The following is a 21650-nucleotide window of genomic DNA, read 5'->3' on the forward strand; positions in this document are numbered from 1 at the left end:
TGACGCTATCCGACGCACCGGGGCGAAGCGGCGCGTGTTCGCCCATGGCGTCACAGCGGGGCCCCGATTGTGTCCGAGACCACACCGCGGTCGGAACCGGGTGCTCCGCTCGGTGGTCCGGACGCCAGCGACCGGTGGCGCGGCTCACGTGTCGTAGACGTGCGGGGCCAGGGTTCCCACGAAGGGCAGGTGCCGGTACCTCTCGGCGTAATCCAGGCCGTACCCGACCACGAACTCATCGGGCACGTCGAAGCCCACGTACCGCACGTCCACATCGACCTTGGACGCGGCCGGCTTGCGCAGCATCGCCGCCACCTCCACCGAGGCCGGCCCACGGGAGCGCAGGTTCGCCAGCATCCAGGACAGCGTGAGCCCGGAGTCGACGATGTCCTCGACCACCAGCACGTGCTTACCGTGCAGATCGGTGTCCAGGTCCTTCAGGATCCGCACCACCCCGGAGGACTTGGTGCCCGAGCCGTAGGAGGAGATGGCCATCCAGTCCATCCGGGCGTCGGCGTTCAGGCGCCGGGACAGGTCGGCCATCACCATCACGGCGCCCTTGAGCACCCCGACCAGCAACACCTCGCGGCCGGCGTAGTCGCGATCGATCTCGGCCGCCATCTCATCCAGACGGGTGTGCAACTGCTCCTCGGTGAGCAGGATCTTCTCCAGATCCTCACCCATCGTGCTGGCGTCCACGCGGTCCTCCTGATTCGTCGGCTCGGTCCGGCCGGGACCGCTCATGCCCATCGGTCCGCAGCGGTCCTGCTGGGCCCAACTCTAGGTTCCCACACCGGCGAACCGCACGGACGCCACCGGGTAGGTGGATCGGGCCCTGGCCGCGCCAGTGCGTCAGCAACGCATCCACGGCTTGCACATGCGCGGCGTTCAGCGATCCGGCGGGGCTGCCGGCTCGCACCGCGGCCGCGCGCAGCACCCGGGTGCGCAACGCCGTCGGGCCCTGCGCCAGCACGGCGACGGCGAGGACGACGACGCCCGCCCGGTCCGGACAGTGCCCGGCCTGCGTGGGGCTCACCCCGCCCGACCGGGCCGCCGAGCGGGGCGCGGACGTCGTGCTCACCTCGCCCGGTGCCTGCTCGGCCCGGGCACCGAGTTCCCGCGCGAGTTCATCGAGCAGGTCGGCATCGGCCCGGGCCAGGTCGGCGGTGCGGCCCAGGGCACCGATGACCTCCGGCCCGAGCACCCGGCTCAGGGCCGGCAGCACCTGCTCCCGCAGCGCCGCGCGTGGCAGCGGGGCGTCGTCGGCGGTGCGCCAGGGTCCCTCGGCGGTGTTGGCCGGATCGTGCCACGGCGTCAGGCCCGCCTCGGCACAGGCGGCCTCGGTCTGGGCCCGGCGCACCCCGAGCAGGGCTCGCAGGTACGGCCCGCGCACCGGGTCCATCCCGGCCAGGGAGCGGGTGCCCGAGCCGCGGGCCAGGGCCAGCAGCACCGTCTCGGCCTGGTCATCCAGGGTGTGGCCCAGCAAGATCGCCGCGGCGCCGGTGTCCCGGGCGGCGCGTTCCAGTGCCTCATAGCGCAGCGCGCGGGCGGTGGCCTCCGGACCCAGCCCGCCCGGGACGTCGGGCCGGGCGCGGTAGACCAGCGCCGGTTCCAGGCCCAGGCCGGCGCACGCCTCGATCGCGGTGGCACTGACCTGTGCCGAGCCGGGCTGCATGCCGTGGTCCACGCTCACCGCCCCCGCGCGCAGACCGAGGCGCGGGGCCACGAAGGCGGTCGCTGCGGCCAGCGCGAGGGAGTCCGCGCCACCGGAGCAGGCCACCATGACCAGGTCCCTGGGCACCAGCGCCGATTCCTCCAGCCGCCGGCGCAGCAGTGTGCGCACCGCACCGCGGACCGCGGCGGTGCCCGGCGGCATGGTGGGCATCGCCGGTGGTCTCAGCCGTGCACCCGGGCCAGCCAGGCGTCCGGGTCGGAGATCTCCTCGGAGGCCGGCAGGTTCGCCGCGTCGGTCCACACCGCGTTCAACCCCTCGTGGCCAACCGTGTCCACCACGGCCCGCACGAACGCGGCACCGTTGCGGTACTGGGCGAGTTTGGCGTCCATCCCCATCAACCGGCGCAGGATCGCCTCGGCCCACCCCGGGGAGTTGCGGCGCTTGTCGAAGGCGGCCCGGATCCGGCTGACCGTGGGCACCACCTGGGGGCCCACGGCGTCCATCACCACGTCGGCATGGCCCTCCAGCAGCGACATCACCGCCACCGTGCGGCCCATCATCTCGTGCTCGGACTCGGTCATCACCGAACCCAGCAGCGCCCCGGCCGGTTCGGTGCTGTCGGAACCGATCGCCCGCGGCAATGCCGAGATGAAGTCGCGCAGCCGGTCGGCGGCACTCTCCTGAGCCAGCATCGAGCCCATCAACTCACGCATCAGGCCGGCCAGGTGCTCGGGCAGCCAGGGGGCGGCGGCGAACTGCAGGGCGTGGGTCTGCTCGTGCAGGGCCACCCACAGGTGGAAGTCGCCCGGATCCAGTCGCAGCTCCCGCTGCACGTGCAGCACGTTCGGAGCCACCAGCATCAGCCGCCCGCCGGACCCCGATCCGCGTCCGCCATGAGCGCCACCGGCGGCGCCGGCGAACGGGTCGTACTGGCCCAGCACCCGGCTCGCCAGCAGCGGGAGCACCACACCCAGTTCCTCTCCGGCCAGGCGCGCCGAGGCACGGTTGGGCGCCTCGGGCAACAGCCCGTCGGTGAGGTGGGCGAACGTGGCGATATTCGCCCCGATCCAACGCCCCCGGTCCACCACGTACACCGGTTCCGCGGCGATCCGGGACGCCGGCTCGGTCAGGCCGGTGACCTCACCGACGAGTTCGGGTGCGCGCGCGCCGGCCGAGCGGAGCGACTCCACCAGCAGTGAGGCCTCGCCGCGCTCGGTGCGGGGGCCGGGGCGCACCAGGGCCCGGGCCCGGCGGGTGGCGGCCGACCAGTCCACGGACGAGACGGTCTCGGGCTGGGCGGTCGATGCAGGCGCGGTCATAACCCCAGCCTACGCTCGCCGGATGCCCCGGTACGCTCGGGACCACCGGCAACGAGAACTGTGCCCTGCCCCGGTGGGCGACGGGGACGAACGCGCACTCAACACCCGCAGTCGGCGATGCGGGAGGCCCAGTCGTCCACGGTCAGGCGCGCCAGGTAGGCCGCGCCGCGTTCGAAGTCACCGGTCAGCACGGTGAAGGCGAGCACCCGTCCGTCGGCGGTGTGCACCATCCCGGTCAGGGACACCACCTGCGGCAGCGTGCCGGTCTTGGCCGCGAGCGCCCCGGCCGCAGCCGTTCCGCCCAGGCGGTCCCGTAGCGTGCCCTCCAGCGCCCCCACCGGCATCCCGCGGATCGCGTCGGCCAGGTGCGGGTGCTCCGGGGACGCGGCCAGTTGCACCGCCTCGGTGAGGACCCGGGCGTTCACCCGGCTATCGGAGCTCAGGCCCGAGGTGTCCGCCAGGCTGACGCCCTCGACGTCCACCCCTAGCCCCTCCAGGACCTCCAGCACCGCCGCCCCGGAGCCGCTGAAACTGGTCTCCCCCTCGATCGCGTGTGCCGTCATCCGCCCGAGCACCTCGGCGAGCGGGTTGTCCGAGGCCTGCAGGGTGTAGGCCACCAGGTCCGCCAGGGGCGCCGAGGTGACCTCCCCCAGCACCGTCTCACCCAGGGAGGAGCCGCGTTCGATCTCGGTGACCTCCACGCCGCGCTCGTCCAGCCGCTCGGCGAACATCTCCGCAGCGGCCATCGCCGGGTCCTGCTGGCGGGCGTTGGTGCCCTGCTGGCGGCCCAGGTCCACCGCGATCGGCCGGATCGGCATCGCCCAGCCGCCGGTGCGGTCCCCGTCGGTCCAGTTCGGCCCCATCAGCGGTCCGGTGAACAGGGTGTCGTCCAGGCTCAGGGTCACCTGCGTGGTGCCGTCGGCCAGCAGGCTCTCGGCCACCTGCCCGGCCAGGTCGCCCAGCCCGCCGCGGCGCAGCGGCCCGCTCGCCGCCCCCTCGTCGGCGGCCAACGTGATGTCCCCACCACCCACCAGCACGATCTGGCCCACTCCGCCATCGACCACCCGGGTGGGGAAGGTGTGCTCGGGGCCCATGGTCTCCAGGGCCGCCACGGCGGCGAGCAACTTCAGCGCCGAGGCCGGCGCGCGCAGTTGCCCGGCGTTCTCATCGAGCAGCACCTCCCCGGTGAGCAGGTCGGTCACCATCACCGAGGGGTCCGGGCCGGCGCGCTCGTCATCGAGCAGGGCCGCAGTCAGCGACGCCAACGACTCCGTGCTCGGAACAGGAGCGGCATCGTCCGGGCCCGGGGCCACCGCGCCCAGGTCCGCCGCAGCCGGCACCTGGGCGGTCGGGAAGGGTTCGGCATCCGGCCAGGGTTCGTCGGTGGTGAGCAGTCCCGGGACGATGTCGCGGATGTCCAGGTAGACGTAGCCGCCCAGCAGCACCAGCACCACCAGCAGCGGGAAGAGCCGACGACGACGGCGTTGGCGCGCGCGGGCACGTGCGGCCGGGGAGGGCTTGCGTCCCCGCCCCGAACCACCCCGCGACGCACCTGAGCCGCTCGGGCGCGCACCGGCGCGACCGTCGTGGCCGGCTGGCGGGCGGGACCCGGGCCGGTGCTGCCCGGAGGAGCCCGCGCCCGCAGCAGCCGGGCTACGGCGCCCGGGCTGCGCCGTCGGCCTTCCCGTGGATGTGCCGGGGCGTTTACGGGCCGGTCCGCCACCACCGCGCCCCGGGGTGCACGCGGACCGGTTGGCCCCAGACTGGCGATCTACCACCCGCTTCTCCGCTCCTGACCGTGTTCGGCGGTGCCGACGTTAGGCACCCACCAGAAGGCTAGGCCACACTAGGCTCAGATCACGTCAACGATTCAGGAGAGCCGGCAGTGGAATTCGACGTCACGATTGAGATCCCCAAGGGGCACCGCAACAAGTACGAGGTGGACCACGAGACCGGCCGCATCCGCCTGGACCGGATGCTGTTCACCTCCACCCGGTACCCCGACGACTACGGCTACATCGACGGCACGCTCGGGGAGGACGGCGATCCGCTGGACGCCCTGGTACTGCTGGAGGAGCCGACGTTCCCGGGCTGCCTGATCCGCTGCCGGGCGCTGGGGATGTTCCGGATGCGCGATGAGGCCGGTGGGGACGACAAGGTGCTGTGCGTGCCCAAGGCGGACCAGCGGGCCAGTTGGCGCAGCGACATCGACGACGTCTCGGAGTTCCACCGCCTGGAGATCCAGCACTTCTTCGAGGTGTACAAGGACCTCGAGCCGGGCAAGTCGGTCGAGGGCGCGCACTGGGTGGGCCGCGAGGAGGCCGAGGCCGAGATCACCCGCTCCTTCCAGCGCGCCAAGGACGAGGGCTACACCCACCCCACGCCCTGGCAGACCTGAGCAGACGCTACCGGGCGCACGATCGTGGCCTGCGCGCGCCCCGTGACCGGCCCGCCCGGGTTCGCGCTCAGGGGCTCAGCGCAGTGCGCGCACGCCCCCGCCGGGAACCAGTGGCTCGTGCAGGGTCAGGGACGCCCGACCATCGGCAGCACGTTGGTCCACCAGACCGGTACCCGCTCCACGGTCTTGCCGGGCGCGGGGGCGTGTACCCGCATGCCGTTCCCGGCGTAGATGGCCACGTGGTAGATGCCGGAGGCCTGACCATTGCTGGAGTAGAAGATCAGGTCGCCCGGGCGCATGCTGTTGACCGGAACCTTCGCCACCGCGGCGTACTGGTCCCTGGTGGTGCGAGGCAGGGACCTGCCGGCGTTCTGGAAGGCCCGCTGCGTCAGACCGGAGCAGTCATAGGAGTTCGGTCCGGCCGCGCCGAAGACGTAGGGCTTACCGATCTGGGTCGATGCCCAGTTCAGGGCGGCCTGGCCCACCGAGGCTGAGGAGCCGCCACCGTTGCTGGGCGGTGGGGTGGGAGTTGGGGTCGGGGTCGGCGTCGGCGTGGGCGTCGGCGTGGGCGTCGGGGTTGGGGTCGGCGTGGGCGTCGGCGTCGGGGTTGGGGTCGGCGTCGGCGTGGGTGTCGGGGTTGGGGTCGGCGTCGGGGTTGGGGTCGGCGTCGGCGTCGGGTTCGACGGCGAGGGGGCCGGATCCGGGTCCGACGGCGAGGGGGCCGGGGTCGACGGTTCCGGCGAGGAGTTCCCCGAGGATCCCGAGCCGGAGCCAGGCTCGGACTGGGACGCGGAGCCGGTGTCGGACTCCGGCTGAGCCGGCTCCACGTTCAGTGCCGCCGCCGCTGCACGGTTCTCGCGCTCGCGGCGCTGCTCCTCGAGGCCGTTCTGGCGCTGCTCCTCCAGTTCGTAACTGGTCTGACGCAGCGTGGCCAGCTGGCCGATCAGATCGGTGCGCTGGGCCGCGGTGCTCTGCTGGATCTGCAAGGCCTCCTGGTAGGCGGCCTCGGCCTCCTGGTGGCGCAGCTCCAACTCAGCGGCGGCGTCAGCCTTCTCCGCCACCGCCCGCTCGGCCCGGTCGTGCATGAGAGCGGCCACGATCTCGGCCGCATCCAGGCGCTGGAATGCCTCGTCGGCACCGCCCCCGAGCCGGTCGAACGTGGTGGCCCGGTGCATCGCGTCCTGGACCCCGCTGGCGCTGAGGAACACCTCAAGGTGCCCCAGCCCACCGTTGTTGCGGTAGGCGGCGGTGGCCAGGCGTGCGACGTCCTCGCTGGCCTCGAGCAGTTCGGCGTCGGCTCGGGCGGCATCATCGGCGGCCGAGAGTTCCTCGGCCTCGGCCGTCTCGAGATCGATCGCTGCCTGGTTGTACAGGTCGGTGGCGATCGCGGCTTCCTGCTCGGCGACCTCGAGGCTGGCCGCGTTGGTGACCAGTTGCACTTCGAGCCGGGCGACCTGCCCGGCGGTGTCGTCAACCTGGGCCCAGGACTCCTCGATGTCGTCCTGACTGGGGATCTGCGGTGAGGCTGAGGCCGCCGCGATCCCGGCCGAACCGGCCAAGAGGAAAGCGGAGAGGAAAGCGACGCCACGACGTGAATGTCGTGCAGAACCCATGACCTACTCCATCCCCGACGGCTTACTCACCTACTGCTACCGGCGTGTCGCGTTGACCAGCCGCCTCCCACACCGTAGTGCACAAGCGCCCACTTGTGAACACCAGCACCGATATTCACAACTGTCACACTGTTCCCATTGAACGCGATCAACACATTTCCCGTGCCGGGATCGCCCACCTTGCTCCTTGGGTGTGAGGAAGATCATGACGCCGGAGCTGATTGCGCCTAGATTGGCCGGAGGCCACCAGTCGCGGTCGTCGAGGAGCAGGGGAGCCCATGACCGGCACAGCCAGAGGTGTCATCGCCCGGAGCAGGAACGCACCGGTCGAACTCGTCGAGATCGTGGTGCCCGAACCCGGGCCCGGGGATGCGGTGGTGACCGTCGAGGCGTGCGGGGTGTGTCACACCGATCTGCACTACCGCGAGGGCGGCATCAACGACGACTTCCCCTTCCTGCTCGGCCACGAAGCCGCCGGAACGGTCGAAGCGGTCGGCGAAGGCGTCTTGGACGTGGCGCCGGGAGACTTCGTGATCCTGAACTGGCGTGCGGTCTGCGGGCAGTGCCGTGCCTGCTCCCGGGGCCGGCCCTGGTACTGCTTCGACACCCACAACGCCAACCGTCCGATGACCCTGACCGATGGCACGCCGCTGAGCCCAGCCCTCGGCATCGGGGCATTCGCCACCAGAACCCTGGTCGCCGCCGGCCAGTGCACCAAGGTGGACCGCCACGCCGCCGCCGCGGCAGCCGGCCTGCTCGGTTGTGGCGTGATGGCCGGCTTCGGCGCCGCGGTCAACACCGGCGGCGTCACCCGGGGGGACTCGGTGGCCGTGATCGGCTGCGGCGGCGTAGGCAATGCCGCGATCGCCGGGGCACACCTGGCCGGGGCCACCACGATCGTTGCCGTGGATATCAGCGATCGGAAGCTGGAACTGGCCCGCACCTTCGGGGCCACGCACACCGTCAACTCCTCGGCCACGGACCCGGTCGAGGCTGTCCGGGAACTGACCGGTGGATTCGGCGCCGATGTGGTGATCGAGGCGGTCGGCCGGCCCGAGACCTACGAGCAGGCCTGCTACGCCCGTGACCTGGCCGGCACCGTCGTGCTGGTGGGTGTGCCCACGCCGGAGATGACCGTCGAGTTGCCACTCCTGGAGATCTTCGGCCGCGGCGGTGCGCTGAAGTCCAGTTGGTACGGCGACTGCCTACCAAGCCGGGACTTTCCTATGCTGATCGACCTGTACCGGCAGGGCCGCTTCGATCTCGATGCGTTCGTCACCGAGACGATCGGCCTGGACGAAGTGGAAGGAGCGTTCGAGAAGATGGCCCGCGGCGAGGTATTGCGTTCGGTGGTGATCCTGTGAGCACCGCACGGATCTCCCACACCACCACATCCGGCACCTTCTCCCTGGACGGGGGCACCTGGGAGGTGGACAACAACGTCTGGGTGCTCGGCAACGACGCCGAGTGCGTGGTGATCGACGCCCCGCACGAGGCCGGACCGATCCTGGAACTGATCGGCTCCCGCCGCCTGGTGGCGGTGCTGTGCACGCATGCCCACGATGACCACATCACCGCCGTCGGCGACCTCTACGACGCCACCGGTGCGCCGTCCTACCTGCACCCCCGGGACCGGATGCTGTGGGACCGCGTGTACGAGGTGGGCCCGGACCGCGAGCTGGCCGATGGCCAGGTGATCACGGTGGCCGGGGTCGAGATCCACGTGCTGCACACCCCGGGCCACTCCCCCGGCGCGTGCTGCTTCCACGTGCCCGAGTTGGACGTGGTGTTCACCGGGGACACCATGTTCGCCGGAGGGCCGGGCGCCACCGGACGCTCGTTCAGCAGCTTCGACACCATCATCGACTCGATCACCGACCAACTCCTCACGCTGCCAGGGCAGACGACCGTACACACCGGGCACGGGCCGTCCACCACCATTGCGGCCGAGGCCCCCCATCGGCAGGAGTGGATCGACCGCGGCCACTGAGCCGGGTTCGGCGCGGCCACCGCGTCCGCCATATGAGACAGGGTGTCCGCGGGCGAAGGTGACGCTTAGGGTGAGGATCATGTTCGGTCGAATGTGCAGCCCACTCGCGCATCCGGCCTGCCCGAAAATCGGCTGATGCGGAGTCGCGCAGATCCGCGCGCCCGCTGCCTGCCCGATGCGCCCCCGATCCAGGGATGATTGGTTCGGTAGCGCCGCCGCCGGGCCGCTCATCCCTCCACCTTCAGCGAGAGAGAGCCCGATGAGCGACAACTGGAACTTCGAGACCCGTCAGATTCACGCCGGCCAGACGGCGGACTCCGCCACGGGCGCCCGCGCACTGCCGATCTACCAGACCACGTCCTTCGTCTTCAAGGACACCGATGAGGCCGCCAACCGGTTCGCCCTGTCCGACCTGGGCCCGATCTACACCCGGATCACCAACCCGACCCAGGCCGCGGTCGAAGACCGGATCGCCTCCCTCGAAGGCGGCGTGGGCGGGTTGCTGGTCGCATCCGGCCAGGCCGCGGAGACGCTGGCGATCCTGAACATCGCCGAGGCCGGTGACCACCTGGTGGCCAGTTCCAGCCTGTACGGGGGCACCTACAACCTGCTGCACCACACCCTGCCCAAGTTCGGCATCACCGTCACCTTCGTGGCGGACCCGGCCGACCCGCAGGCCTGGCGCGAGGCCGCACAGGAGAACACCAAGCTGTTCTTCGGCGAGTCCATCCCCAACCCCAAGGGCGATGTGCTCGATGTCGAGGCGATCGCCGGCGTCGCCCATGACCTCGGCGTGCCGCTGGTGGTGGACAACACCGTGGCGACCCCGTACCTGCTGCGCCCGCTGGAGTGGGGCGCGGACGTGGTGGTGCACTCGGCCACCAAGTATCTGGGCGGGCACGGCACCACCATCGCCGGGGCGATCGTGGACGGCGGCACCTTCGACTACGCGAAGTACCCGGAGAAGTACCCCAACTTCAACACCCCCGACCCCAGCTACCACGGCCTGGTCTACGCCCGTGACCTCGGCGTGGACTCCCCGTTCGGGGCGAACCTGTCCTTCATCCTCAAGGCCCGCGTGCAGCTGCTGCGCGACCTGGGACCGGCGGCCTCCCCGTTCAACGCCTTCCTGATCTCCCAGGGCGTGGAGACGCTGTCGCTGCGGATGGAGCGGCACGTGGCCAACACGCACAAGGTAGCGACGTACCTGCAGGGCCAGGACCAGGTCGAGAAGATCTACTGGGCCTCGCTGCCGGACAGCCCCTATTACGAGCTGGCAACCAAGTACACCCCCCAGGGTGCCGGTGCCGTGATCTCCTTCGACATCGCCGGCGGGCTGCAGGCAGGCAAGGCGTTCGTGGACGCACTGGAGTTGCACTCCCTGGTCGCCAACATCGGCGACGTGCGCTCGCTGGTGATCCACCCGGCCTCCACCACCCACTCCCAGCTCACCCCGGAGGAGCAGGCCGCCAGTGCGGTCAGCCCGGGCCTGGTGCGCCTGGCGGTGGGCCTGGAGCACATCGATGACATCCTGGCCGACCTGGACAAGGGGTTCGCGGCCGCCGCGGCCGTGAGCGGCACCGCCGGGACCCGGTCCACCACCCCCGAGACAGCATGAGGCCGACACCACCGGATGAGATCACACCGGGGTCCTACCGGCGGCCGGCCCCGGCCGGCGGTGAGCCCCCCACGGTGGCCCGCCCCCGCCGTCGGCCGTTGACCGGGCCGGTACCGGCGTCGGCGGCCTGGCGCCAGGGTGACCCGGTCGGCCGGCGGCACTTCGCCGACCTGGGGCCGTTGCACCTGGAGGCCGGTGGCCGGCTACCCCAGGTGACGTTGGCCTACCAGACCTGGGGCACGCTGAATGCGCGCGGGGACAACGCGATCCTGATCCTGCACGCCCTGACCGGGGACTCCCACGTGACCGGCGATGCCGAACCCGGCCACCCCACAGCCGGCTGGTGGTCGGGGCTGGTGGGTCCGGGCAAGGCGATCGACACCACTCGCTACTTCGTGGTGGCCCCGAACGTGCTCGGTGGGTGTCAGGGCAGCACCGGACCTTCCAGCAGCGCCCCGGACGGTACCCCGTGGGGTAGCCGGTTCCCGTACCTGACCGCCCGGGACCAGGTAGCGGCGGAGATCGAGTTGGCCGACCGGCTCGGGATCGGCACCTGGGCCGCGGTAGTGGGCGGGTCGATGGGTGGTCACCGCGTCCTGGAGTGGGCGGTGAGCACGCCGGGCCGGGTGGGCAAGGTGGTGGCGATCGCCACCTGCGCCCAGACATCCGGGGACCAGATCGCCTGGGCGCACGCCCAGTTAGGTGCGATCCGCTCCGACCCGCGCTACCGCGGCGGGGACTACTACCAGGCCGCCGACGACGACGGGCCGCACCACGGCCTGGGCGTGGCCCGCCAGATCGCGCACACCACCTATCGCAGCGCCAAGGAACTGGACCAGCGGTTCGGTCGCATCCCCCAGGGCGCCGAGGAGCCCCTGGGCGGGGGCGGACGGTTCGCCGTGCAGTCCTACCTGGACCACCACGCCGGCAAGCTCGCGCGACGCTTCGACGCCAACTCCTACGTGGTACTGACCGACGCGATGCTCACCCATGATCTGGGTCGGGACCGGGGCGGAGTCGACTCGGCGCTGGCGGAGATCACCGCCCCGACGCTGTCGGTCTCGGTGGACTCCGACCGGTTGTTCCTGCCCGAGCAGGGGCTCCGGATCGCCAACGGGGTGCGCGATGGCACCTTCCGGTTGCTGCGCTCGGACTACGGCCACGACGGTTTCCTGGTGGAGACCGACCAGCTCGGCGCGGTCGTGGGTGAGTTCCTGGCGCACTGAGGGGAACGTCCCCGCCCGGTCCGGCGCCTGTGCGGCAGCGAGGGTGCGTGGTTGACTACCACCACCGCGGACCACGGCCGGAGGAGCACGATGGATCTGACCCTGCAGCGCCTGAGCACCGAACTGCGCGACCAGTGGGACCTGTTGCGGACCCGGCTGGAGGAGTTGCCCCCGGACCGTTATGCCGACCCCTCCGGGCTACCCGGCTGGAGCGTAGCCGACCTGGTCGCCCACCTGGGGCTGGCGATGGGTGCCCTGGCCGCAGCCGAGACGGTTCCCGAAGCCGAGCCGCTATCGCTGAGTGAGTACGTGCAGGGCTACGCGCCCGCGGCCCCGACCATCCGGGACCGGTCGATCGAACTGGCCGAGCGGAACGCCGAGGACCCCTTGGGCGGCCTGGACCGCGCGGCGCAGGAGGCCTTCACCGGCTTGGAGCGGCTCAGCACCGGCGGTGGTGCCGCCGTGGTGCAGGGCCGGCGCGGGCCGCTGCGGCTGCGTGACCTGGTGCTGACCCGGCTGGTGGAACTGGTGGTGCACGGCTATGACCTGGCGCGGTTCCTGGGGCCACCGGTGCCGGTGACCGGGGCCGCCCGGAGGATCGTGGCACAGGCGCTGCTGGAGATCCTGGAGCACCGCACCGGGTACGACCTGGCCGTGGCCGATGAGGCCGCCTGGATCCGCGCCGCTGCGGGCCGGATCACCTGGGCGCAGGCGATCGACGCCGGCGCGCTGCGCCCGGAGCACCTGGCCGATGGCACCCCGGACCTGACGCAGGCGCTGCCGCTGTTCTGAGGGAGGCGGCCGTCGTGCCGCGGCAGGGGGCCGAGGGACGTGCCGCACGAGCACCGACGACGGCGGGGCCTACCCGGTGTGTACCGGCTGCGGCAGGCCCGACGCGGCCGAACGCTGTGCGGCGGTGACCACCGCGAGGGTGCGCAGACCCACGTCGCCGTCGGGGCGGGGCGGCCGGCTCGAGCGCACCGCGTCGAGGAACTCGGCGATCATCCGGGCGTCCAGGTCCGCACCGAAGGCGGTGTGCGCCGGGCCGTGCTCGGTGTAGCCAGTGAGGTGGCCGGCGAAGGGGTCGATCCGCATCGACCCGGCGGTGCCGTGGACCTCCAGGGTCAGCCCGCCCCAGTTGGGAGCGTGGTCGGGCACCGACCAGGAGCAGTCGATGGTGGCGATCACCCCGGAGGGGTATCGCACCGAGACCACTCCCCCGGTCTCCACATCGCGGCCGGCCTCACTGCGTAGGATCCGGTTGGTGACCGCGTAGACCTCCTCGGCGGCTTCCCCGAGCAGTTCGTCGATCAGGTCCGACACGTGCACCACGTGGTCCATCAGCGCACCACCACCGGAGCGTTCCGGATCGGTGAACCAGGTGCGCTGGGCCAGCGGCATCTTGCCGTTGTTGGTGCCGTGGATGGAGATGATCTGCCCGAGTTCACCGGCGCGGACCCGGGCCAACAGTGCGGCGAAGGCGCTGTGGAACCGCACCGGGTAGGCCGTCATCAGCCACACGCCGGCGTCCCGAGCGGCCTGCACCATCTCACGGGCTTGCGCGTCGTTGAGGGCCAGCGGCTTCTCGCAGAGCACGTGCGCCCCGGCCTGGATCGCGGCCAGGGTGAGTTCGTGGTGCTCGGCGTTCTCCGAAGCGATCACCACCGCGTCGGGACCCCAGTCCAGCACCTCGGCGACGCTGTCCAGGTACCGCACGCCCTGATCGCGGGCGAAGTCCGCGCCGCGGCGTGTGCCCTGGTCGTAGGTACCGGTGTCGGTGGTCACCAGGTCCACACTGGCGTCATCGCGCAACGCCCGGACATAGGCCAGTGCATGGGTATGGGCGAAGGACAGCAGCCCGACCCGCAGTGGTGCCGGTGCCGGCGCCGTAGGGGTCGGCGCGGGGTTCGCGGAGGCGTCGTTCGGGGCGGCGCTCATGAATGGCTCCGTTCGGCGATCGGTTCGGGTTGTCCACTGGCGATGGAGGCGATCGCCGCTTCGGCCAGCGCGACCGCCTCCACACCGTCGGCGCCGGTCACCGTGGGGGTGCCATCGCCCCGGATCGCGGCGAGGAAGTCGGCCAGCTGGGTGGTGTAGGGGCTCTCGGCCGGGTCAGCCGCCGGGACGTACCCGCCGGGTCCGGCGGGACCGGAGATGCTGACCCGGGTGGTGTCGTCACGGGCGTAGTCGTAACTGAGGTTGCCCGCGTCGCCGGCGATGTCGAAGGAGTAGGTGAACGGTAGGCCGGGGTGTCCCCAGACGCCGTAGCAGTAACTGATCGCCCCGCTGGTGTGGGTCAGGGTCACGGTCGCGCTGGCGGTGGTGCCCTGCTCGCCGGTGCGACTGGCGGACCGGGCGAACACCGAGGCCACCGGGCCGCCGATCAGCCTGGCCTGGTCCAGGTCATGGATCATCTGGTCCAGCACGAGCCCGCCCGAGGCCGCCTCGTCGAAGAACCATGGGGCGAGCGGGGCGGCGCTCATCCGGCGGAACCGGCTCACCGCCACCTCACCGACCGCACCGGCGGACACCGCCGCATACGCGGTGGCGTACTGCGGGAAGTAGCGCACCACATGCGCCGGGAACAGGTGCACCCCGGCGTCGTCGGCGGCGCGCACGATCTCCGCGGCGGTGCCGGAGTCCAGGGCGAGCGGCTTCTCACAGACCACGTGCTTACCCGCGGCGATCGCGGCCAGGGCGATCTCGGCATGGGTGTAGGTGGGGGTGACGATGTCGACCATGTCCACCTGGGGCCACAGATCTTCGAGGTCGGCCACGACCCTGCCGCCGTACCGCGCCGTCAACTCCTCGGCCCCGGAGTTGGAGAAGACGAGGACGTCGGCACCCAGTGCCAGCCATCCCTGGATGTGTACGCCGGCGATCGCTCCGGCCCCGATCAGTCCCACTCTGGGCGGGTGCGTAACTGGTGCGTTCACATGGCTCCTTCGTTCGATCGTTTGATGTACCCGGACGAGTGCGTCCGCCGTGATCCGATCCGGTGCGGCTCCGGCTCAGAGACGGGCCCGGCGGCCCGGTACGGGCGCATCCGGGGATTGCGCGGCGGGGCGCGCGGTGTGGTGTCGCTGCGCTTCGGCCCGGGCCTCGGCGAGCGGGAGGTTGGCGTCGGCGAACCGCCAGGCCTGCCAGGGGTCGGCAGGCGCGGCGCCGGCCAGGTGCATGCTGGCGCGCGCCAGGTCGGTGTGTACCGTGCCGTCGGCCAGCACCACCCGCCCGTCCGGGCGCAACGTAGCCTGGCGGCGGGTCTTGCCGTACTCCAACTCGATCTGGACCGGAGCCCGGACCAGGACGGCCAGCCGTTGCAGATCCGAGCACCCCTGCTGCACCGTTTCGGCGGACGTTCGTGCATCGGGTCCGGAGGGTGCATCCGGTCTGGGTGCTGCATCCGAGTTCGATGGTGACTCCGGACCGGGTGGCGCCTCGAGCCCGGAGGGCAGATCGGCCGTGGTACGCACATCCTCAGCGATGACGGGTCCGGGCGGGGCGCCGGCATCGTCCGGCGTGGGGGCGGTGATCGCGGTGATCGCGGTGGGTGCCTCTGGCTCGTTCCGGCGTGCCTGGCCGTTCGTCGGAGGCGCCGCGGCGCCGTTGGTCGAGTGCACCGCTGAGCCGGCGACCGAGGCCGTCACGGCGCCGTCGGTGCGGCTCGTCGCAGTGGTGTTGGCCGGGGTCACCGCGGCGCCGTTGCTGGTGGCCGTGGCCCCGTTCACGCTCAGGGCGACGTCGCCCTCCGCGGCCACCTCGACGGCTCCGGGCCCACTCCGATCTGCTCCGGTGCGGGTGAGGACGTCCAGATCCAGCAGGTCCCGGCCGCGATCATCCTGACGCACCTGGGCCCGGACCAGATGCACCCCGGTCAGCAGCGGGAGCGCCTGGCGAACCTGGGCCGAGATCGCCCCGGTCACCACGACCAGAGCGGGCGAGCGGGCCGGCGGGAATGAGCGTGCCTCCCGGAACGCGTTCCAGTCCCGTCGGAACGCCGCCAACCCGGCCCCGTAACGCCCTGCGGTCACGTGCCACGGTTGCGTGTGGACGTGGCCGGCGCGGGCGAGCAGTTCGGACAGCGTGACCAGGTCGAGCCGCGGCAGCACCGCTGCCGCCGCCGCCGCTCCGGTGGCGTCCATCGCCGTCAGCAGCGGTGGTGTGCCCCCGTCCCACGCCACCGCGAACGCATCCAGGCCGACCAGGTCGAGCACGTCCTGTCGCACCAGGTCGCACCATCCGGCGTTGAATCCATCGGGAACGATGCCCGCACGCGTCGCCGGAGCCAACCGACCGGAGTCGAGCACGAAGGTGGACATGAACCAGCCAGAGAGAGGAACGTGAACGCCCTCATCGTCTCACGTTCCAGGGCGGCTGTGGAGGGTTCACCCCCGGGCGTCTTGGGATGCGACTGCGCTGAGGTGGTGGTGCACATCGACCCGTCCGGATCGCTCGACGAATGCGGTGGTGGGGGCCTGCGGATCGCCCCGGACCGCGCCTGCCGCCAACGGCGGGTGCGTTCAGGGGCGCGCGAGTAACTGCGCCAGGTGCACCCCACCGATCCCGGCCAGGTCCTGCGCCTGGGTGCGGCAAGAGAAGCCATCGGCAAGGAACACCGCGTCCGGCCCGGCTTCGCCGAGCGCGGGCAGCAACTCGTGCTCGGCCACCTTCACCGAGACCTCGTAATGGCCCTCCTCCATCCCGAAGTTGCCGGCGAGCCCGCAGCAGGTGTTCATGGTGCGCACGCGCGCTCCCGCCCTGGTCAACAGCGCCCGGTCCGCCTCGTACCCCATCACGGCGTGCTGGTGACAGTGCGGCTGGGCGATGATCTCCCGGCCCGTCAACGACGGCGGCTCCCAGTCGGCCGGGCCCAGCGGCGCCTCGGCGGTGAGCAGTTCCGAGAGCGTGTACACGCCTTTGGCGATCGCGTGAGCACGCGGATCGTCGGCAAACAGGTCCGGCAGATCGGAGCGCAGTGCCGCGGTGCAGGAGGGCTCCACGCCCACCACCGGTACCCCGGAGGCCACGATCGGGCCGAGGACGTCCATGGTGCGGCGCAGCCGGGCTCGTGCGGCGTCGAGCTGTCCGGTGGAGATGTAGGTCAGTCCGCAGCACGCTCCCGGACCCACCGTCTCCACCCGGTACCCGGCCTGTTCCAGCACGGTCAGAGTGGCTCGGGCGCCGGCGCCGTCCATGTGCTCGGAGAAGGAGTCGACCCAGACCTTCACGGCGGGCCGGGCACCGGACCCCCCGGATCCACCGGCGCCGTTGGACCGACGGCGCCACCAGCGGGAGGTGCGCTGTGTGGTGAAGGAGGGCATCGACCGACGCGTGTCCATCCCCCCGCCGCGCTGCACCAACCACGCCAGCGGCCGCACCCTCAGCGCGGTGTTGACCAGGAACGTCAGCGGCGGGACGGCGGTGATGATGCGTGCCCACCGGGGGAGCCAACCCAGCGCGTAGTGGCTGATCGGGCGCCGCTTGCCTCGATATGTACGGTGCAATACCTCCGATTTGTACTGCGCCATGTCCACACCCACCGGGCAGTCCCGTGAGCACGCCTTGCAGGACAGACACAGGTCCAGGGCTTCGTGGACCTGCGGCGCGGAGAAGTCGCTGTACAACTCGCCCGTGGCCATCTCCTGCAGCACCCGGGCGCGCCCCCGGGTGGAGTCCTTCTCGTTGCGGGTAGCCAGATAGGAGGGGCACATGAACGACCCGGGCAGGTCCGCCCGGCACTTGGCCACTCCGACGCACCGGTGCACCGCGTTGGTGAAGTCCCCGCCGTCGTGGGCGAAGGAGAAGCCGGACCCGGGCAGCAGCGGCAGCGGACGCGCGGTCGGGCGGCGCAGATCGGCCTCCACCGCGGCGGGCTTGACGATGATGCCGGGGTTCAGGTGCTCCTCGGGATCGAACAGCGCCTTGATCCCTGCGAACATCCCGATCGCCTCGGCCGAGTACATCAGTGGCAACAACTCCCCGCGGGCCCGGCCGTCGCCGTGCTCGCCCGAGAAGGACCCGCCGTGGGAGGCCACCAGCGCGGCGGCGTCGAGCATGAAGGAACGGAAGATCGCCGGGCCCTGCGCGTCGGTCAGGGGCAGGTCGATGCGGGCGTGGATGCACCCGTCGCCGAAGTGCCCGTACGGCAGCGCGGAGGCGCCGTAGTCCTTCAGCAGCGCGTCGAACTCGCGCAAGTAGGTGCCCAGGCGCTCCGGGGGCACCGCGGCATCCTCCCACCCGGGCCAGGCCGGTTCGCCGACGGCGGTCCGGGTGGCCAGGCCCGCCCCGTCGGCCCGGATCCGCCACAGAGCCTGGGCCTCAGCACCGGCGGGAACCACCTGGGTGTGCTCGGTGCCGGCGTCGGCGGCGACGGCCCGCGCATTGGCCATCGCGGAGTCGGCGTCCTCCCCGCCCACCAGCACCATCAGCCAGCCACCACCCGGGGGGAGGTCGGGCACCGCGGCCGGGCCGTGGTGGTTGCGGACCACGTCCACCAGCGCCGCATCCAGCCCTTCCACCGCGAGGGGCTTGTGCGCCAGCATCGCCGGGACGGCATCGGCCGCCGAGGGCATGTCCGGATAGCCGAGTGCCAGCAGGACCGGGTCCCGGGGCACCTCGACCAGATCGACGGTGGCCTCCAGCACCGTGGCCAGGGTGCCTTCGGAGCCGACCAGGAACTTGGCCAGGTCCCGCCCGTTCTCCGGCAGCAGGTGCTCGGCGGAGTAACCCGAGACCTGGCGGGAGAATCGTCCGAACTCGGTGCGGATCAGCGCCATATACTGCGTCATCAGAGCCGCGAGCCCGGGTACCTGGTCCAGCGCCTCGGGACCGGCGCCGGCCTCGAAGACGCGACCGGTGCCGTCAGCCACGAGCAGCGAGCGGGTGTTGTCCGCGGTGCGCCCGAAGGACAGCGCGTGCGGGCCGCAGGCGTTGTTGCCGATCATCCCCCCGAACGTGGCCCGGGCCTGGCTGGAGGGGTCCGGGCCGAACCGCAGGCCGTGGGCGGCACCGGCCTGCTGCAACGAGGTCATGATCACCCCGGGCTGCACCCGGGCGGTGCGGGCGTGGGGGTCGAGGTCGAGGATCTTGTTCAGGTGCCGGGAGAAGTCGATCACCATTCCCGGACCCACCGAGTTCCCGGCGATCGAGGTCCCGCCCCCGCGCGCGGTGATCGGCACCCGGTGGGTGCGCGCCACCTGCAGCGCCGCCAGCACCTCGTCGGTGTGCCGGGGGAAGACCACCACCTGCGGCACCACCCGGTAGTTCGAGGCGTCGGTGGAGTACTCCGCGCGGGCTCGTGCCGAATCGTCCACGGGGGGCACGGCGCCGTGGGGCACGTCCTCCGCGCGGAGCGCGTTGCGCAGTTCTGCCGTGAAGTCCTGGACCTGTGTCACCACAGGAGGCAGTCTGGCATGCGCGCCCCGAACGTGGGCGTATACGCCCGCACCGCGGCTACCTGCCGGCGCGATGCGGAAGTGGAAGACCGCTCAGCGAGCGCCCATGTCGAGGAACTCCTCCTGCACCGCCGGCACCGGCCAGATGTTCCCGGTCTCATCGATCAGGTTCCACGTCGGCAGGATCAGCGTGCCCGCCTCCGGGTGGGTGTAGGCCCGCAACCCCTGATCGGCATCGACGATTCGGGTCTGGCTGATCGGCCACTGCAGCGGCGCCCCCGGTTCGGGCGTGAGGGGCGGTTCGGGGGTTCCGGACTGGTCCCAATGCCCGCGGGCATGCTCGTCGAAACGGGGCCACAGATGGGAGGTGAACCGTAGATCACTCAGTCGCTCCACTGCGTTGGCGGCCGAGATGGTGGTGTAGGTGCCCAACGAGACCGGTTCGGCCAGGCCGCCCTGGGCACTGACCACCCCGTGCTGGGAGACCACCACCGACCATGCGGCGCCCGGTGCCCCGGACATGCTCGCGGGCACCGCCCGCACGGTGACCATGGCCAGGCGCGGGTCCTCGGCCAGCAGGTCCAGGCGACCGGTGTCCACGCCGATGGTGTCGAGGAACTCCGCAGCGGTCCCCTCGGGGTCCTGCGGCGGGTCCGCCTCGGTCCCGGGACACTCGTGGTCCGCGGTGATGTCCTCGCTGATGCGCCCCTCACCCTGGGTGATCGCGCACGCCACCCGGGCCGACTCGTTCCAGTAGCGCAACGTGGCGGCACCATCGCTGCGCAGCGCGAGGCCGACGTCGGCATCGCGCAGGTGCCACTCGCCGTCGACCTGCTCGGGCGTGCCTGACAGAGCCAGCGCTTGCGCGGTGGCGGCAAGAGTCTCTTCGGGTTGCACCGCGGCGGCATCGAGCATCCACGCCTCTGCTTCGCCCGGCTCGGTGGGCAGGCCGCCCTCGATGAAGTCCAGCGGCACGGGAACCCGGGCGGGCCCGACTCCGGACTCGGGCTCGACGTCCTCGGTCGGCATCAGCCCGTCCTCCTCGGCCATCACGCCGGCGTCCTCCTCGGCATCGGCGGCCTCATCGCGCTGGACGGCAAACGGCTCCTCGGCGGCGGACTCGGCGTGATCGGCGCCCTCGGTCAGCACGATCGGGGTCTCGCTGCGCTGGCTACCGATGACGTAGCCGCCCACGCCCACCGCGAGCAGCGTGGCCACGGAGGCGGCCACCACCCACCCGCTACGACGGGCCGACGACGGCACGGCCGCTGTGTCGTCGTCGTCGGCCTCTGCCCGGGACGCGGCTGCGGCACGGTACGGGTCGGCACGGCCCGCCGGGGTGGACGCGGCCGATGCTGCGAGGGCAGGGCCGACGGCGGCGGTACGGTTCGCGTCCGGGGTCGCCTCGGCGGTCGCCCCACCGGGAGTCGCCTCGACAGGGCGCTGGTCGTCACCGGAGCGCTCGGAGGGAATCGCCTCCTGCGGGTTACCTGAGGCGATGCGGCGGTCCACGGCGGCACGCAGGGCGGTCAGATCCGGTGTGACCGAGCGCGCCGGGTCGGCGCGGCGGAGGCGGTCGAGGACAGCGTCGTCGTCCTCCTCCGGTGCACCCGGGCCGCTGCTCATCGCACTCTTCCTCTCACCTTTTCCCTACCAGGCTTCTATGTGCCCGAGACTGCCGATGTTGCATCAGGCCTGACGTTCCTGCCAGATCTGGTGCAGCCGGGCGCGCGCACGGCTCAATGCCGCAGCCGCCCCACCCCGACTCATCCCGAGCGCCTCGGCCAGTTCCTGCCCGTTCAACCCGTCCCACGCGTTGAGCATCAGCACCTCGCGCTCGCGCGGACGCAACTGGGCCAGCACCTCGCGCACCGTCACCGAGTCGGTGGCCTCCTGGGCCGGGTCCGCACCGGGGTGCTCCATCCGGTCCGCCGCTATCTCGACCGGTTCGGCGCGGTGTTTGCGGCGGTGGTTGGCCAGCACGTAGCCGGCGGTGCGGTACAGCCACGGCAGTTCATGACCCCTGGGCACGTCGTCCCGGCGGCGCCAGGCGGTGGCCAGCACGTCGGCGGCCAGATCCTCGGCCTCATCGGGGGCCGCCCGGCGCAGAAAGTAGCGCTGCACCGCACCCGCGTGCGCGGCGAAGAGCTCATCGAACCACTGCCGGTCGGCAGCATCGGTGGGTTCAGTGCTCATCGGGCGCTCTCGTCGAGGGGATCTGGTGGTGGGTGCGGGTGGTCCGCCGAGTCCTTCGGTGCGTCGGTGCGGGCGTCGGTGCAGTGGGTTTGGGCCGGACAGTGTGGCCGTCAGTATTCCGCTCCCGGCGCCGGCAGGCGCGCCCCCACGCCTGAACTCCCCCGATCCGCCGCCCCAACCCGCTCGCCCGCCCCAGGCCCCCAGGCCCCCAGGCCGCCAGG

The 21650-nt window shown here is 71.8% G+C and carries 17 protein-coding genes; 6 read left to right on the forward strand and 11 right to left on the reverse strand.

The features are described from left to right. Nucleotides 1-144 precede the first annotated feature (144 nt). From hpt to dacB, 4 genes are all read right to left on the reverse strand, one after another. Nucleotides 145-684 carry a hypoxanthine phosphoribosyltransferase gene (gene hpt / locus ACPL7H_RS00095; RefSeq protein WP_424795774.1) on the reverse strand — a complete coding sequence of 180 codons (540 nt, stop codon included), beginning with the start codon at nucleotides 682-684 and terminating at the stop codon, nucleotides 145-147. Further along, nucleotides 677-1885, reverse strand: a complete 1209-nt coding sequence (gene tilS / locus ACPL7H_RS00100; protein ID WP_424795193.1) for a tRNA lysidine(34) synthetase TilS — start codon at nucleotides 1883-1885, stop codon at nucleotides 677-679. Before tilS ends, hpt begins: the two co-directional genes overlap by 8 nt. Nucleotides 1886-1896: 11 nt before the next feature. Continuing rightward, nucleotides 1897-2994, reverse strand: a complete 1098-nt coding sequence (locus ACPL7H_RS00105; protein ID WP_424786714.1) for a zinc-dependent metalloprotease — start codon at nucleotides 2992-2994, stop codon at nucleotides 1897-1899. A gap of 98 nt (nucleotides 2995-3092) precedes the next feature. Continuing rightward, entirely contained in the window at nucleotides 3093-4448 is a 1356-nt protein-coding gene (gene dacB / locus ACPL7H_RS00110; RefSeq protein ID WP_424795194.1) for a D-alanyl-D-alanine carboxypeptidase/D-alanyl-D-alanine endopeptidase, read from the reverse strand. A 431-nt stretch (nucleotides 4449-4879) separates the two neighbouring features. Between dacB and ACPL7H_RS00115 the strand changes: the two genes are divergently transcribed. Then, nucleotides 4880-5392: an inorganic diphosphatase gene (locus tag ACPL7H_RS00115; protein WP_424786716.1), complete on the forward strand. Its 513-nt coding sequence runs from the start codon at nucleotides 4880-4882 to the stop codon at nucleotides 5390-5392. A gap of 125 nt (nucleotides 5393-5517) precedes the next feature. Here ACPL7H_RS00115 and ACPL7H_RS00120 read toward each other — a convergent pair whose 3' ends face one another. Then, the gene (locus ACPL7H_RS00120) at nucleotides 5518-7005 is read right to left on the reverse strand and encodes an NlpC/P60 family protein (RefSeq protein WP_424795195.1); all 1488 of its coding nucleotides are present in this window, start codon (nucleotides 7003-7005) and stop codon (nucleotides 5518-5520) included. A 278-nt stretch (nucleotides 7006-7283) separates the two neighbouring features. Between ACPL7H_RS00120 and ACPL7H_RS00125 the strand changes: the two genes are divergently transcribed. The 5 genes from ACPL7H_RS00125 to ACPL7H_RS00145 all read left to right on the forward strand — a co-directional run bounded on the left by ACPL7H_RS00125 (nucleotide 7284) and on the right by ACPL7H_RS00145 (nucleotide 12631). Next, nucleotides 7284-8369 carry an S-(hydroxymethyl)mycothiol dehydrogenase gene (locus ACPL7H_RS00125; protein WP_424795196.1) on the forward strand — a complete coding sequence of 362 codons (1086 nt, stop codon included), beginning with the start codon at nucleotides 7284-7286 and terminating at the stop codon, nucleotides 8367-8369. Further along, nucleotides 8366-8995: an MBL fold metallo-hydrolase gene (locus ACPL7H_RS00130; RefSeq protein WP_424786719.1), complete on the forward strand. Its 630-nt coding sequence runs from the start codon at nucleotides 8366-8368 to the stop codon at nucleotides 8993-8995. Before ACPL7H_RS00125 ends, ACPL7H_RS00130 begins: the two co-directional genes overlap by 4 nt. A 259-nt stretch (nucleotides 8996-9254) precedes the next feature. Next, complete coding sequence (locus ACPL7H_RS00135; protein WP_424795197.1) at nucleotides 9255-10613, forward strand: bifunctional o-acetylhomoserine/o-acetylserine sulfhydrylase; 1359 nt, start codon at nucleotides 9255-9257, stop codon at nucleotides 10611-10613. Beyond that, on the forward strand, nucleotides 10610-11839 hold the full coding sequence (metX, locus tag ACPL7H_RS00140; RefSeq protein WP_424795198.1) for a homoserine O-acetyltransferase MetX: 1230 nt from the start codon (nucleotides 10610-10612) through the stop codon (nucleotides 11837-11839). The genes ACPL7H_RS00135 and metX overlap by 4 nt, the downstream gene beginning before the upstream one ends. Nucleotides 11840-11929: 90 nt before the next feature. Continuing rightward, nucleotides 11930-12631, forward strand: coding sequence for a maleylpyruvate isomerase family mycothiol-dependent enzyme (locus ACPL7H_RS00145; RefSeq protein ID WP_424795199.1), 702 nt, complete (start codon nucleotides 11930-11932; stop codon nucleotides 12629-12631). Between the two features lie 69 nt (nucleotides 12632-12700). Here ACPL7H_RS00145 and ACPL7H_RS00150 read toward each other — a convergent pair whose 3' ends face one another. From ACPL7H_RS00150 to ACPL7H_RS00175, 6 genes are all read right to left on the reverse strand, one after another. Beyond that, entirely contained in the window at nucleotides 12701-13777 is a 1077-nt protein-coding gene (locus ACPL7H_RS00150; RefSeq protein WP_424786723.1) for a Gfo/Idh/MocA family protein, read from the reverse strand. After that, nucleotides 13774-14775 carry a Gfo/Idh/MocA family protein gene (locus ACPL7H_RS00155; protein ID WP_424786724.1) on the reverse strand — a complete coding sequence of 334 codons (1002 nt, stop codon included), beginning with the start codon at nucleotides 14773-14775 and terminating at the stop codon, nucleotides 13774-13776. The genes ACPL7H_RS00150 and ACPL7H_RS00155 overlap by 4 nt, the downstream gene beginning before the upstream one ends. A gap of 75 nt (nucleotides 14776-14850) precedes the next feature. Continuing rightward, nucleotides 14851-16158, reverse strand: a complete 1308-nt coding sequence (locus ACPL7H_RS00160; protein ID WP_424795200.1) for a hypothetical protein — start codon at nucleotides 16156-16158, stop codon at nucleotides 14851-14853. 201 nt (nucleotides 16159-16359) lie between these two features. After that, on the reverse strand, nucleotides 16360-19236 hold the full coding sequence (locus ACPL7H_RS00165; protein ID WP_424786726.1) for an FAD-binding and (Fe-S)-binding domain-containing protein: 2877 nt from the start codon (nucleotides 19234-19236) through the stop codon (nucleotides 16360-16362). Nucleotides 19237-19326: 90 nt separating this feature from the next. Next, the gene (locus ACPL7H_RS00170) at nucleotides 19327-20859 is read right to left on the reverse strand and encodes a hypothetical protein (RefSeq protein WP_424786727.1); all 1533 of its coding nucleotides are present in this window, start codon (nucleotides 20857-20859) and stop codon (nucleotides 19327-19329) included. 63 nt (nucleotides 20860-20922) lie between these two features. Continuing rightward, entirely contained in the window at nucleotides 20923-21429 is a 507-nt protein-coding gene (locus ACPL7H_RS00175) for an RNA polymerase sigma factor (RefSeq protein ID WP_424786728.1), read from the reverse strand. Between the last annotated feature and the right edge of the window lie 221 nt (nucleotides 21430-21650).

The organism is Pseudactinotalea sp. Z1732 (genome assembly GCF_049724975.1).
Classification (GTDB): domain Bacteria; phylum Actinomycetota; class Actinomycetes; order Actinomycetales; family Beutenbergiaceae; genus CALKWS01.